The organism is Bacillus sp. JJ1533, from assembly GCF_036965045.1.
Lineage (GTDB): Bacteria > Bacillota > Bacilli > Bacillales > Bacillaceae_L > Ferdinandcohnia.
Map to the genome: position 1 here is coordinate 89,343 of NZ_JBALOV010000029.1, position 14,200 is coordinate 103,542.

At 36.7% G+C, this 14,200-nt stretch carries 11 protein-coding genes; 3 read left to right on the forward strand and 8 right to left on the reverse strand.

Annotation, left to right across the window (positions count from 1 at the left end; translation table 11 throughout):
- Positions 1–5: 5 nt before the first annotated feature.
- The 4 genes from V7138_RS15810 to V7138_RS15825 all read right to left on the reverse strand — a co-directional run bounded on the left by V7138_RS15810 (position 6) and on the right by V7138_RS15825 (position 6,727).
- Positions 6–3,677, reverse strand: a complete 3,672-nt coding sequence (locus tag V7138_RS15810; RefSeq protein WP_335399033.1) for a dynamin family protein — start codon at positions 3,675–3,677, stop codon at positions 6–8.
- Positions 3,678–3,797: 120 nt separating this feature from the next.
- Complete coding sequence (locus V7138_RS15815; RefSeq protein ID WP_335399035.1) at positions 3,798–4,343, reverse strand: isoprenylcysteine carboxyl methyltransferase family protein; 546 nt, start codon at positions 4,341–4,343, stop codon at positions 3,798–3,800.
- Between the two features lies 1 nt (position 4,344).
- Entirely contained in the window at positions 4,345–5,433 is a 1,089-nt protein-coding gene (locus tag V7138_RS15820; RefSeq protein ID WP_335399037.1) for a type III polyketide synthase, read from the reverse strand.
- Positions 5,434–5,647: 214 nt separating this feature from the next.
- On the reverse strand, positions 5,648–6,727 hold the full coding sequence (locus V7138_RS15825; RefSeq protein ID WP_335399039.1) for a PRK06851 family protein: 1,080 nt from the start codon (positions 6,725–6,727) through the stop codon (positions 5,648–5,650).
- A 557-nt stretch (positions 6,728–7,284) separates the two neighbouring features.
- Here V7138_RS15825 and V7138_RS15830 point away from each other — a divergent pair.
- From V7138_RS15830 to V7138_RS15840, 3 genes are all read left to right on the forward strand, one after another.
- The gene (locus V7138_RS15830) at positions 7,285–7,440 is read left to right on the forward strand and encodes a cytochrome c oxidase subunit 2A (protein WP_335399041.1); all 156 of its coding nucleotides are present in this window, start codon (positions 7,285–7,287) and stop codon (positions 7,438–7,440) included.
- A 112-nt stretch (positions 7,441–7,552) separates the two neighbouring features.
- Positions 7,553–8,023, forward strand: coding sequence for a cytochrome c oxidase subunit II (locus tag V7138_RS15835; protein WP_335399043.1), 471 nt, complete (start codon positions 7,553–7,555; stop codon positions 8,021–8,023).
- Positions 8,023–9,675 (forward strand): b(o/a)3-type cytochrome-c oxidase subunit 1, encoded by a 1,653-nt coding sequence (locus V7138_RS15840; protein ID WP_335399045.1) that lies wholly within the window; start codon positions 8,023–8,025, stop codon positions 9,673–9,675. The genes V7138_RS15835 and V7138_RS15840 overlap by 1 nt, the downstream gene beginning before the upstream one ends.
- Positions 9,676–9,718: 43 nt before the next feature.
- Here V7138_RS15840 and V7138_RS15845 read toward each other — a convergent pair whose 3' ends face one another.
- The 4 genes from V7138_RS15845 to V7138_RS15860 all read right to left on the reverse strand — a co-directional run.
- A complete protein-coding gene (locus V7138_RS15845; protein ID WP_335399047.1) occupies positions 9,719–11,236 on the reverse strand; it encodes a carboxypeptidase M32 in 1,518 nt (505 codons plus the stop codon).
- Between the two features lie 15 nt (positions 11,237–11,251).
- Positions 11,252–13,183: an ATP-dependent DNA helicase gene (locus V7138_RS15850; protein WP_335399048.1), complete on the reverse strand. Its 1,932-nt coding sequence runs from the start codon at positions 13,181–13,183 to the stop codon at positions 11,252–11,254.
- Between the two features lie 115 nt (positions 13,184–13,298).
- A complete protein-coding gene (locus V7138_RS15855) occupies positions 13,299–13,484 on the reverse strand; it encodes a hypothetical protein (RefSeq protein ID WP_335399050.1) in 186 nt (61 codons plus the stop codon).
- 84 nt (positions 13,485–13,568) lie between these two features.
- Positions 13,569–14,200 (reverse strand): THUMP domain-containing class I SAM-dependent RNA methyltransferase (locus V7138_RS15860; protein WP_335399052.1); only part of this gene is annotated, 632 nt, incomplete at its 5' end.

A 14,200-nucleotide genomic window follows, 5' to 3' on the forward strand; every position in this document is an offset into this window, starting at 1 on the left:
ACCAATCACCCCATATGTTCGATATAGTAGGCTTTTAACGTTTCGTGGACCTGTTCTAAGCCTTCAATATCAATATCCTCAGATAAAATCTTCGTAACCCCATCAAAATACTCATGAATTTCCTGCAATGCATTTTCTTGAAGCGCTAGTAGTCCTTTATTGATTTCTTGCTTGTAAAAGGCAACAAGTTTCTCTTGATTCTCTTCAAGATAAGAACTTACAGGTGCATCCAACAATCCTTCAAGCTCCACTTGCATTTGCTTTTTCTCATTTTTTTCAAAAAACGATTTTGGGTTTTTAAATAAGCCAAGTGCCTTTCTATAACGAGTGAGTTCTTCATTTACAAGTCCATTTTTAAATTCAATCGATTCAAAATCTAGTTCAATGGACTCTGAAATACTCATATTTGGATGAATCGATTTTATCTGTTCATTAAAACTACCAAGCTGACCATGGAGTCGCTTTGAAATAAATGCTTCAATACGCAATGAAGTGGCACGCATTTCTTGCGCTAGGTCAAAGCCAACTGAATCCAAAAATTCAACTAAACATGATTGTAGTGCATTTTTCAAATCCCGACCATCATCTCTAAGTGATGACGGGTTAAATGCTTCCTTAAACATATCTGATACTCGTAGGGAGACTCTTTGTTTTATATAAAAGGTAAGTTCCATTATCTCCTGTTCTATAACCCCAAATAACGCCTTGTTATCAACACTCGTAACGACCTTCTTCATCTTGGCGTGTTGCTCTTTTGCTTCCTCAAGTTTCAAACGCTTAATATCCTTATCTTCCTTAGCAGACTGAATATAGGAATCAATAATTGCCGCTGCGCGCTGAATATCAACATATCCTTCATTCACCGCCACCTCTGTCAATTCATCAATAACAAAGGAGTGAAAATCTGTTTCAAAGCGTTCAATACCCGATGTCTGAAGGATTCCTAGATCCTTTTCACTGACTTTATTAAGCTTTTCAAGTAAAGCCGCTCGACTTGATACTGTATAAAGTCGTGGAAAACGAATTCCGTAGCTTACTAACTGTGACTCGACATACTCTTTTACATCTTCCAATTCATCGGCTGAATTCGCTAGATCCGCAGCATTTATGACGAAGAACATTTTATCCATACTAAAGGTGTCCTTGACACGTCCCAGCTGAATTAAAAACTCACGGTCAGCTTTTGAAAATGCATGATTATAATAAGTCACGAACAGAATAGCATCGGCATTTTTGATATATTCAAACGCAACCCCTGTATGGCGGGCGTTGATTGAATCAGCTCCAGGTGTGTCCACCAATGTGATGCCTTGTTGGGTTAATGGACAATCATAGTAAAGCTCAATCCATTCCACAAAGCAAGCTTTTTCTTCCTTTGCAACATAGTCATTAAAGCCATCCATATCTGTTGCTAAAACTTGATCCATATGCGAAGAAATATCATCAAATCCTGCAACTACAGCCTTTAAGAATGAAAAATGCGGCTTTTCTTTTGCCTCTATTTTTTCAATACTGCTAATTTTTGACTGGATGATCTCTAGACTGGCATTAAGATTTTCTGCTTGCTCCCCAAAAATGTGTAAGGAATGGTTGATATCGTCTAATAACTGATTTGTTGATTTAATTTTTACAAGTACAGTCCCATGCTTATGCTCATCGGTTGGGAAGGTAATTTTGTTAATGGTTGCGGTCGTTGGGTTAGGTGATACTGGCAGTGCCTGTTTTCCCATTAACGCATTCGCAAAAGACGACTTACCAGCACTAAAAGCACCAAATAATGCAACCGTAAAATGTTTGTGTTTTAAGCGATCTGCTTTATCCAGAATATCCTCTGCAAGCAATGAAAGACCGGTGATTGGCTTAATCAGTTCATGGGCTTTTTCTAAATGTTGAATCGCCTCGTCGGACGAACTTTTCCTGCCTTTTTGCTTTTGAGTTGGTTTATGTTCATTTTTTTGAACGACAATCTTTTGTTTTTTTAGTTCCTGGAGGATTTCTTCAGTTGAGGAAATCTCGACATGTTCAGTAAAACGTGACAGCAAGTTTTCCACGGTCTCGACATGACTAAACATAATTCTACCATCCATGATGTCATCGAGCATCGTGGTAATTTCAGCACGTTTTGCTTCAAATTTCGTTAATGTTGCAAACGCCTCTGAATAAACCTCATATTGCTTTAGCTCTGCCTTTAATTTGTTTTCCTCTTTGGCAGTCCCTGACTTTATTTGTTCAAGAATATCCTGTAGTAATGCAACTGCTTTTTGTTTGTATTTTCTTTTAATATAATTACCAACATCGTCTGTGTAGGTTAAAATATACTCCCCTGTTACACGCGCACCGGGCTTGACTATATTTTTCAACTCGTCAGAAGAAAGTTCAATGGCAAGTTCGTTTCCGGTTGGTTGTGTTGAAAGCCGTAAATTTTCAACAAATTTTCCGACAAAGTCTTTCAAATGCCATTCTAATTGAGTGGACATTTTTTCTTTTACATCATCGAAGAAGGCTTGCAAACGCTCCTCACGTTCTTTTTCTGTTTTATTCTTGGAAAATAATACACCCACTTTAAATTCTGGCTGTACAGACTCAACAAAAAGCTTGGCAAGATCACGGGTTTGGAATGGCATCAAGATTGCATTTGATAAAATTGTTTCAATTTCTTCCATAAACTCTGTTTCAATTTTTTCCCGTTCTATCGCAAAGTTCACTAATTGTTGGTTCAATTCCTCAATTCGACCCGGAATTTTTTTTCGGTCTTCCATCGATAATGAAATAAGCTTTTCTTTAGTAGCATCAAGTTCAGGTGCATTTTGATCATCTAAAAATGCAATATGCTCGAGTAAAATTTGTCTTGCTGAATAAAAAACCCCTTCTAACAAAAGCTGATCTTTGTTAGCTATTTTATCATGAAGCAATTGCTGAACCTGCTGGAACTGATTGTGCTCGTTATTTGGGTCCTTAAGTGTGGTGTAAAAAATGTCTGAGTATGCAACATTCCAGTTTTGGAATGCCTCCTCTACCCCTTGTTTAAATTCGGCAAAACTTAATTCAGATTCTTTATGCTTATCGACTTGGTTTACAATTAAATAAACCGTTTTATTTCGATCGGTTAATTCCTTTGTAAATTGGAAATTTAACTCAGAAAGAACATGGTTATAGTCCATCACGTAAAAGAGTAAATCCGCTAAATGTAATGCAGATTCTGTAGAAACACGATGGGCATCATCGGTTGAATCAATCCCAGGCGTATCCATGACAACTACTTTCTCTGGTAGTTTCATAGTGTCATGACTGATTTCAATCGATTCGATAGCTTCCCCGTCTTTTGCATATGATTTGATTACCTCATAATCATACTGATCTGGATATTCAATGATTTTACCATCTCGATAATAAACGCGTGCATATTCACGCCCCTGTTTTACTTTCACAAGGTTTGCACTTGTCGGAATCGGGCTTGATGGTAACAGGCTCTCCCCAATGAGTTCATTAATCATGCTCGATTTCCCTGCTGAAAAATGGCCAGAGAAGCCAATCATATACTCTAAATTCTTTAGTTTTTTTAGCAGCTGGATGATTTTCGAACTGCTTTCTTTGTCATTGTTTTTTTCAAAAATGTCATATAAGGAAGCCAGTCTTTGTTCCAACGCTTCCTTTGTAATTTGTTGTGTTTGAATCATGTCTAATCCCCTTATTGAGCAATCATAATTGTAGTATATATGTATTTTACTCTACACCCATACTTTTGACAAAGCAGAATATTAAGAAACTATCCCAAGCGCATAAAAATAACCAGGTATTTACCTGGTCAATCGCTTACGAACCATACCAATGTGCCGATAGTCTTCATGTACACTTAATGCCTGTTCCTCAACTGGTATACGAATCGACATTATCGCAAAGTTCAGCAAAGAGAAGATTGTTCCAGTGATATACGCCTGAAAAATCACTGGTATCAAAATGAACTCAAGTGCGACAATTAGATAATTCGGATGCTTAAAATATTTATAAGGACCTTTTGCCTGTACCTGACTCTTCTGCAAAATCATGATTTTCGTATTCCAAAACAGCCCTAGTGAAGTAAGTGCCCACACCCTGCCAAGCTGGGTGATTGCAAATAAAAAAAATAAAACCGGATAGAACACCGATAATTCGTTTCCTCGATACAAGACCTCAAAAATTAGTGATACAAAAAACAAGATATGCATGAGCACTATGTATTTATAATGACTGTGGCCAACCTCATAGCCACCTTGTGATAAAATCCATTTTTCATTTCGTTTTGCTATCCGTAGTTCAATCAATCTTTGTGCAATGACTAATGAAATAAATATCCAAAACATCATCCTATTTCCTCCATTGTAAAAGGATTAATTCCGAGCTAAACCCTGGCCCTAAGGCTGTTACTAGACCATAATCTCCTTCTTTTCCTAGCTTTTTCTCCATAAATTCCTTCAAGACATATAGCACTGTAACAGAAGACATATTTCCTTGTCTTCTTAATACATCTCTAGCGATATCTGTCATTGAACTGGGAATTTCAAGTGCGGCTTCATATGCATCTAATACTTTTTTTCCTCCAGGATGGGCGATAAAATGCTTGGTATCGTTTATTTCAAGTTCATGCTTATGTAAAAATTTATCCACATTTCCTTTCAACCATGACTTTACAATACCCGGGATATCTTTTGAAAAAATGACGTGAAGACCTGTATTTTTAATATCCCAACCCATTACATTCTCCGAATTCGGCATTAAGGTCGATTGGGAGGAAACAAAGGTTGGTAAAGCACTAGGCACCGAATAGTGCTCCACCTCATCTCCACCAATACAAACACATGCCGTACCGTCAGCAAATAATGAGGTACCTATTATATTACTCTTAGTAAAATCATTTTTTTGAAAAGTTAAACTGCAAAGTTCAACAGCTAGTACTAGTACTTTTGCCTTCGGATATGCTTTGCAATAATCAAACGCCCTCGCTATGCCAGAAGCTCCTCCAGCACACCCAAGTCCCCATATCGGAATTCGCTTTGTTTGGGGATTAAAATCCATTTTATTCATAATTCTTGCTTCAATACTCGGTGTTGCGATTCCTGAGCTTGAAATAAAGAAAATAGCATCAATTTCTTGCAGATCAATCTTTTTTTCAAGCAAATTTTCATTTCCTAAACAGTTTTGAATTGCTTTTATTCCATATGTAATAGACTTTTCAATATATGTATTATTCTTTTCCTCAAAGGTAAGCTCTTTCCCATACCATTCCAATGATTCACTAAAATATCTCTCTTCAATTTCACTATTGGCAAAAACCTTAATGAGCCGATCAATATCTGGAAAATGTTCAAAAAAGAGGTCTCTAATAAATTGAGTTGTATTCGTTTGATTGATTTTATTTGATGGGTTGCAGATACCTATCGAAATCACTTTAGGCATGGAAAGCTCCCTTTCTTTAAAGATTATCTTAAGGTTACTTTTTCCATTTTTAGTATATGTATGCAAGATTAAAAACAGGCGTAAAAAAAGCCTTCCCACTTAACGGGAAAGCTCACGTTTCAAAGGAGTTGTTTTGTTGTTGTGCATTAATAGTATAACTCAAACTTTTCAAACATTCACTAGTAAAATTTTGGTTTGTAGTTTCTATTTTTAATTAAAATAAGGTCTTCAGAAGCTCCTCACGATTTTTGTCGATTGCTTCAAAATCCATTGCAGCTTTGTAGTATTCTTCAAGCTTATCGTGAAGTCGTTTTGCTTCACTTAAATAATTCGTACCGATCGTCATCTTATTTTTATATTCAAGGTTTAACTCTTCAATTTCCTTTTTAAATGTGTTTTCGATTTTCGGATCCATGCATAATGCAAACATATCGACTACTTCATCTTGCTCACGGAATGGATCGACAACATGTGGAGCCGTTCCATCAACGATTGACACACTTAGTTTCGGAATAATTATCATGTCAATGCTTTTCGGATCAAACGCACAATGAAAATATTCAACCGATAAACCATGATGTTCAGCATGCTTTGCAACTTTTTTCATTAAGGTGGACTTGCCGCTTCCTGGTCTCCCTTTAATGATATAACGCTTCTCATAATCCTCGGTAATGTTATCGATAAAATTCACAGCACCCTTTGGTGTCGCAGCCCCAAAGAATCGCTTCCGTTTTGTTGGATGTTCTTCCTCCTCGAAAGGCTTACTAAAAATAGTATCAATTAAGTTTTGAAGTACCGCATCAGCCTTTTTAAAGCTCATCGATGAGACATAAATATCCTCACGCTTTAAATGTATTTTCTTTGCTTCCGCAAAGGTTTTATAGGCATTTTCAAAGTTCCTTGAAATGTCGTCTGTTAGTTCGATAATTTCATCCTTATATTGGGATAAGTAATCATCATTACGGTATTGACCAAGATCAATTACCTTCTCGACTACGCCAGGGTATCTTGGCTCAATAACATGTGGTGCCGTTCCGTCTACAAATCCTAATTTTCTTTCTGGAATCACGAGGCCATCAATAGAGTGATTATCTGAGGAACAGTGTAAGTATTCGAGATCATAGCCTTTGTCCATGAATACAAGGCCGATTTTTCTCATGAAGGTGGATTTTCCTGTGCCAGGACCTCCTTTTAAAATGTAAAGAGTTTCCAAGCCCTCCAATGCCTCATCATACAACGAGTAAAAACCTACACTTGAATTGGTGCCTGCATAATAATTTTTCACTTTTGCCATATAAACTGTATACCTCCTTGTAGACATTCGCCTATCTTAGACTATGGCGAAGGTGCAAACTATGTGAATAAAAAAATCAATTTTTCACTACTGCCACAAAGGAAGTTATTTTTTTAATATAAGAATCACCGTTATCAATCTACTAAAAAATCACTATTCAAAAATAGTGATTAGGAAGTCTTTTGGTCGTTCTTTTGAACATGAATATCAATTTGAGTAATTACGCCATTCCCGCATTTAAAACATCTTTCTTTGTTATTTAGGAGAAGCGAATAACATCTCGAACAATAATATCTAATCATATATACACTCCCTTTTAGATTATAATATGTTTCCTTTTCAAAACCGTTAGTAGAATTTGTCACAATTTATTCAAATATTTTCCTAATCAAATGTGATAAAAATCACTGTTTTATAAAGTTTTCACTATTAATATAGTGATTAGATTAGGAATGAACAATTTGTGAAATACTCAAAATCGACTAGTTTTTAACAAATTGTTTTGTATGATGAAAGTGTAAAAACCTTTGATAAACGCTTGAAGGGGGTCGTGAGGAATGGCAAAGACACAGCTTACAAAGACAAACCAAAAAATAAAAATTGAAGATGAAAAAACTTCCTTAAAAGGGACATTGGCATCTGTAATTTTACTCGGAGTTTTCTTAATTGTAACTTGGCTTGGTGTCTATTTCTTGTACTTAGACAGATTGTAAAAACATTTCTACTAAGAAAACGAGACAAGGCTACCAAAAGCAGAATGGTTTGTAATATTTTATGAAAAAAAAGTCAGAAAAAGAATGTGAAAATTTGAAAGGGGAAAAAGCCATGCATCTACATAAATTCGAAAAAATATGGCTCATTTTTGGAATAGGAATCCTTATTGTATTCCTAATAGTTGTTGGTATCGGCGCATTTGCGATGGGTCACCAGCCAGCAAGCAGCATTAAAACAATTGATCCTGAAAAGGTAACCGAAACAGCACCATTTGATAATCCTGGACTTGTTCATATTGAAGGTAATAAATACGAGCTTAATCTTGTTGCTGAAGCATTTGCTTACACACCTAACACAATCCAAATTCCTAAAGGTGCAGAAGTAACATTTAATGTTGTCACAAAAGACGTTGTTCACGGGTTTTCAATTGCTGGTACAAACGTCAATATGATGATTGAACCAGGTTATATTAGCAGCTATACACAAACATTTTCAAAAACTGGTGAATTCTTAGTGTTATGTAACGAATACTGTGGAGCTGGACACCACTTAATGATGTCGAAAGTTGAGGTGACTGAATAATGACTAGTTCAATTGCTAAAGTAGACAAAAAAGATGCGAAATTAGCAATGGCACACTTTTATGTAGCGTTTATTGCTTTATTTTTAGGAGGAACTGCAGGATTACTGCAGACACTTGTCCGTTCTGGAAAATTCACATTACCTGCAGGCATTGGTTATTATCAATTATTAACAGTTCACGGAGTTTTATTAGGACTTGTACTTACTACATTTTTTATCATCGGATTCTTGTTTGCGAGCTTAAGTAAAACGGCAGGTACCCTATCCCCAAAGCTACGATTAACAGCTTGGATTGGATTTTGGACAATGACAATTGGGACAGCTTCAACTGCAACGACGATTCTATTAGGTAAAGCATCTGTTCTTTATACATTCTATGCTCCACTACAAGCACATCCTTTCTTTTACATTGGACTGGCGCTTGTTGTAGTAGGTAGCTGGATTGGTGGATTTGCAATGTTTACCCATTTTGGAAAATGGAAAAAAGCAAATCCTGGTAAAGTTACACCTTTATTGAGTTTCATGGCTGTCATGACAATGATTTTATGGTTAGTTGCAACACTTGGGGTTGCTGCATCAGTACTTATTCAATTTATTCCATGGTCATTTGGTTGGGTTGAAACAATCGATGTCCTTATTAGTAGAACATTATTCTGGTATTTCGGTCACCCACTTGTATACTTCTGGTTATTACCAGCATACATGGCATGGTATGTTGTGATTCCTAAGGTAATCGGAGGAAAGATTTTCTCAGATGCCCTTGCAAGATTATCATTTATTTTGTTCTTATTATTCTCAATTCCAGTCGGATTCCACCATCAGCTGACTGAACCTGGTATTGATCCGAATTGGAAATTCCTACAAGTCATACTGACATTTATGGTTATTATTCCTTCTTTAATGACTGCATTCTCAATGTTTGCATCATTCGAATTGTATGGAAGATCAAAGGGTGCAACAGGATTGTTTGGTTGGTTTAGAAAGCTTCCTTGGGGAGATGCTCGTTTCTTCGCACCATTTGTTGGTATGTTATTCTTCATCCCTGCAGGTGCGGGTGGAATTATCAATGCTAGTAACCAAATGAACCAAGTAATTCATAATACGATTTGGGTAACAGGACACTTCCACTTAACTGCTGCAACAACTGTTGTATTAACATTCTTTGGGATCGCCTACTGGTTAATTCCACATTTAACTGGGCGTGTGATGACAAAAGCAATGAACAAACTTGCCATTATCCAAACAATCGTATGGACCGTTGGTATGACGTTCATGTCAACAGCTATGCACTTTGCTGGCTTACTTGGAGCACCAAGACGCTCAGCGTTCTCAACATATGGAGGTTCTGAACAAGCAGCAGAATGGGTTCCTTATCAGATTGCACAAGCAATTGGTGGATCAATTCTCTTTATTGGAATCATCTTAATCCTTGTTATTTTTGTGAATCTTGCATTCTTTGCACCAAAAGGCGAAACAGAATTCCCTGTAGGTGAAGTGTCAGAAGAAGCAGAAAAAACCCCAATGCTTCTTGAAAACTGGAAGCTATGGGTTGGTGTATTAGTTGTATTAATCTTAATCGCTTATACAATTCCATTTGTAGATATGATTCAAAATGCACCGCCAGGAGCAAAGCCATTCAACCATATATTATAAGGAACTAAAAGCTACGCAACTTAATTTTGCGTAGCTTTCTTATTTATAATTTATAAATTGAACTATATTTGTTTTCTAAGTATTGGATTAAATAGTTTGCATTTAATCCCTCACCTGTCACGTCTTTGATGATTTCTAAAGGTTTTTTCAGCTTTCCATGTTTATGAATATTTTCAGTCAGCCATTCTTTAATAGGAAGTAAGTTCCCCTCTTCCAGCAATTCATCAAAGTTCGGGATATCCTTTAACATTGCATTCTTAAATTGGGCCGCATACATGTATCCAAGTGCATATGAAGGGAAATAGCCGAAGCTGCCCCCTGCCCAATGGACATCCTGCAGTATCCCTTTTGCATCGTTCTCAGGACGAATTCCTAAATACTCTTCATATTTTGCATTCCAGATTTCAGGTAGGTCTTTTACTTCAATCTCATCATTAAACAGGCTTTTTTCAATTTCATAACGCACCATGATATGCAATGGATATGTTAATTCATCTGCCTCAATTCGAATGAATGATGGCTTCGATTCATTGATAGCTCGATAGAAATCATCTACAGAAACATGATCAAACTGACCACTTGCATATTCTTTTAGCAATTCAAAGTTATTTTTCCAAAGTGGCAGACTGCGACCGACAATATTTTCATAAAACAAGGACTGAGATTCATGGATCCCCATCGAAGTTCCTTGAGCAAGGTTTGTTCCCACTAAATCAGGTGAAATATTTTGCTCATACAAGGCATGTCCACCTTCATGAATGGTTCCAAAAACAGCTGTTCTGAAGTCATTTTCAACATAGTTTGTCGTGACTCTAACATCCCCTGGATTTAATCCTGTTGCGAATGGGTGAACAGTTTCATCCAGTCGACCTGCTTCAAAGTCGTACCCCATTTTCCTAAGTATTTCAAGACTAAAAGCACGTTGCTTTTCCTTAGGAAATTCTTTAAATAAAAATGTCGTTTCCGGCTTGTTCTGTGATTCGGTTACTGCCTTTACTAATGGAACTATTTTTTCTCTCAATTGAGCAAATACTTGATCGACTATCTCTACTGTTACTCCTGGTTCATACATATCAAGTAATGTGTTGTATTTATTTCCTTCATAGCCCCAATAGCCAATAAATTTTTTCGTAAAGTCGACAAGCTTTTCTAAATATGGGCGGAACATATCAAAATCAGATTTTTCTTTTGCATCCTCCCAAACGGATTCAGCTTTTGATTGAAGGATGACATACTCACGGAATTCATCGGCAGGAATCTTTTTATTCCGTTCAAAATCCTTTTGACATTCCTCTACAACTTTCTTCGTAATTTCATTAAGCTGCTTTTGTGACTCTGGAGTTGTTAATTTTTTTAAATAGGCTTCCATTTCAGTCGAAGTAGACATAGCAAAAACCTCTGATGACAACATTCCAATTACTTCAGAGCGTTGTTCTACTCCTTTTTTGGGAGCACCTGTACGTAAATCCCAATACATTACCCCAATGGCTTCATTATAGCTAGTCATCTTTTTGACTAACTCAAGAAATGCTTGCTCAGTTTGTTGTAATTGTTCAGACATTGTTCGTCCTCCCCTTTATTTTGTATCAATCTTTGTCGGTAACACATTTTTAATGTTAGCAATGATTTGATTGCTTATAGTATCTTCTACAAAAATGCTGACAGTTCCTGCATCCTCACTGGAACGAATTAAACGACCTATTCCTTGCCGCAACCTTAAGAGCATGTACGGCAGGTCAATCTGCTCAAATGCGTTTTGAGATTTTTTTCTTTTTGCCTGAAAAACAGGATCATTTGGCGGGAATGGCAATGACCAGATGATTACATTGGACAATGAAGGTCCTGGAATATCAAGTCCTTCCCATAATGAAGTCGAGCAAAGAATGCTGGGCTCATTATTCTGAAACGTTGACACAAGTCCACTAATTTCTTGATTCCCTTCAAATAACATTGGATATTTTTTTGTGTTGCAATTCTCTTTAAATGTTTGAAGCTCTTCTTTTGAATTAAATAAAAGTAATGCCCGGCCCCCAGATTTGTTAATCTCATCCCAGGCAAATTCAAATTTTGATTGAAACAGATCCTTACTGGACTGAAATACAGGCATCTGAATCTTCATTTGATTTTCATAGTCAAATGGTGATTCAACCGAAAATGATTGATAGTTTGTTATTCCTAAACTTTTTGAAAGATAGTCAAATGATTTATTTTCAGATAAAGTAGCAGAAGAAAACACAAATGGAATCTTATTTGAAAAAACTTTTTCCGCAAGAATGGTTTCTACTGCTTGTGGCATTATGACTAACGTGTAGCTTTCACCCTCTGCCTCGACCCACGTGATCGCATCATTTTCTTCACTAAAAAGCTTTAATGAATACTCCATTTGATCTAAGTATTCATCGACAATATGTAATTCGTATTGATCAATCGTATATGTCTCTGCCTCAAACACAAGATTATTCCCAATCTCAACTATCAACTGATGAAGCTTCTTAGCATCGGCAACTAAGTGCTCAGTACGGACTATATCCATCCGTTCAGACCCTGAAACGGTTTGACTATTTGCTTGAAGTAATCTATAAAATTGACTGTTTTGTTCAATCGTATCTTCAATTAATTGAGCAAATTCTTCCCGGATATCATTTTCTAATAGTCGTGTTAACAGACCTTCTAGAGTCGTTTCCTGGACCCGATACGTTAATGCTTTTTGAGCTGAGAACTCAAGTAAATGACCTTCATCAAAAACTACACAGCTACTTTCTGGTAAAAAAGGCAGCTGTCCTTCTCTTTTTCTGGCTTCCATCGTCCATACATGCTCCATATAAAAGTCATGGGAACAGATAATTAAATCAACAGCCTTTCGATAATGGTCTCTTGATAATGTTAGACCACAACGATGTCTCAAATCACATGAAAAACAATCCTGAAAGCTATCCCATGAAACACTTCTCCATTCCTCGTCCGTTAAATTAGGGTATGTTTTTCGATCCCCATAATGGTGGAAGGCTTGCATGGTAGAATGATTATGAACAAAATCTGGTAATTCATTATAGATTTGTGAGATATGTTCATTTGTTGTTCTTCGAGTGGTAGTCTCTAATTTTCTCAAACAGAGATATTGATCCTGAGCCTTTGCAAGACGAACATCTATTTTTAGGTCTAATGCATCAGCTATTTTAGCAATATCGCCCTCAGGCTTCACAAGCTGCTCAATTAAGGACTCATCTGCACATGAGATAACGGCAGGCTTTCTCATATATCTTGCATAACAAATCGCATATAAAAGGTAGACAATTGTTTTACCAGTACCTACACCTGCTTCTGCAAATACAATTGATTTTTCCTTAAACGCTTTTTCTAGCTGAAATGCCATATAAATTTGTTCATCACGAAGCTCAAAACCCTTTTCCGGAAGGATGTCATAAAAGACATCACCAATCCACTCATTTAATTTATCAAAGAAATTTTCATTTCTGGAAATTTGAAAGGGTAACCTTTCTCCAATCATATGTAAAACCCCCATAAACCAAGGTACGCGCCAATTTTTAATTATCTACTAGTCGATAGATGAAGTCAATATTGTAAACAAAATAAAACCCGCACATGCGGGTTCTTAGTATGATTCATTCACTTTTATAACGTAACAAATCAACATCTATGGCAGTTGAGTGAGACATTGCATGAAGAAGGTCGTTTTTTGCTTGTGTTATCGATTGAAGAGGATCTAACTCTTCCCCGATCTCATTTTGTAAGACCATGTACGTATCATTCAACGCATCCTGTATTCTTTTGAAATCTAGGTAATTCATTTTCATTCACTCCTGAAAAATTTGTAGACACCAATAAAGTATATGTCCCAGCAAGTTGAACTATTCATGAATTCCTTATATTTTTTAACGTTCTCTAGGTGGTCGTTTTCCCCAATACTGATAGTAATCGGTTCGGATAAATCCATTAAATAATTTGCGTTTTTTCGTTGCAGGTTTACCGTATAATTGTTCGAATTCAGGATGTGAGGTCAACATATATACGGACCATGTTTCATTTGGACGAAGGGCTTCCCCCATACTGCGATACATTTCTTCAACAGCCTTTTTCTCACCAAGTCTTTCTCCATATGGAGGATTTCCGACAATAACTCCGTATTCCTTAGTAGTAGTAAAATCACGTACCTGCATTTGTTTAAATTGGATGAGGTCACCAAGCCCTGCTTCCTCAGCATTATCCTTTGCTATTTGGATCATTCGGTGGTCAATATCATAGCCGCTAATATCAATAGGTTGATCATATCTAGCTAAATCCTCTACCTCTTGTCGTGCTTCATTCCAGCGACTTTTACCAATCCATCCCCATTCCTCAGAAACGAAATCACGATTAAAACCAGGAGCAATGTTTTGCCCAATTAATGCAGCTTCAATCGGGATGGTTCCTGAGCCGCAAAATGGATCGACAAATGGTCTATCTGGCGTCCAGTTGGTTAGCATGACTAAGGTTGCAGCCAGTGTTTCTTTTAAAGGCGCCTCAC

Excerpts from the sequence above, each read along its gene's own strand:
- V7138_RS15855 (WP_335399050.1), bottom strand. The coding sequence starts at position 13,484 with ATGAATTACCTAGATTTCAAAAGAATACAGGATGCGTTGAATGATACG.
- V7138_RS15840 (WP_335399045.1), top strand. The coding sequence starts at position 8,023 with ATGACTAGTTCAATTGCTAAAGTAGACAAAAAAGATGCGAAATTAGCA.
- V7138_RS15850 (WP_335399048.1), bottom strand. The coding sequence starts at position 13,183 with ATGATTGGAGAAAGGTTACCCTTTCAAATTTCCAGAAATGAAAATTTC.
- V7138_RS15815 (WP_335399035.1), bottom strand. The coding sequence starts at position 4,343 with ATGATGTTTTGGATATTTATTTCATTAGTCATTGCACAAAGATTGATT.
- V7138_RS15835 (WP_335399043.1), top strand. The coding sequence starts at position 7,553 with ATGCATCTACATAAATTCGAAAAAATATGGCTCATTTTTGGAATAGGA.
- V7138_RS15845 (WP_335399047.1), bottom strand. The coding sequence starts at position 11,236 with ATGTCTGAACAATTACAACAAACTGAGCAAGCATTTCTTGAGTTAGTC.
- V7138_RS15810 (WP_335399033.1), bottom strand. The coding sequence starts at position 3,677 with ATGATTCAAACACAACAAATTACAAAGGAAGCGTTGGAACAAAGACTG.
- V7138_RS15830 (WP_335399041.1), top strand. The coding sequence starts at position 7,285 with ATGGCAAAGACACAGCTTACAAAGACAAACCAAAAAATAAAAATTGAA.
- V7138_RS15820 (WP_335399037.1), bottom strand. The coding sequence starts at position 5,433 with ATGCCTAAAGTGATTTCGATAGGTATCTGCAACCCATCAAATAAAATC.
- V7138_RS15825 (WP_335399039.1), bottom strand. The coding sequence starts at position 6,727 with ATGGCAAAAGTGAAAAATTATTATGCAGGCACCAATTCAAGTGTAGGT.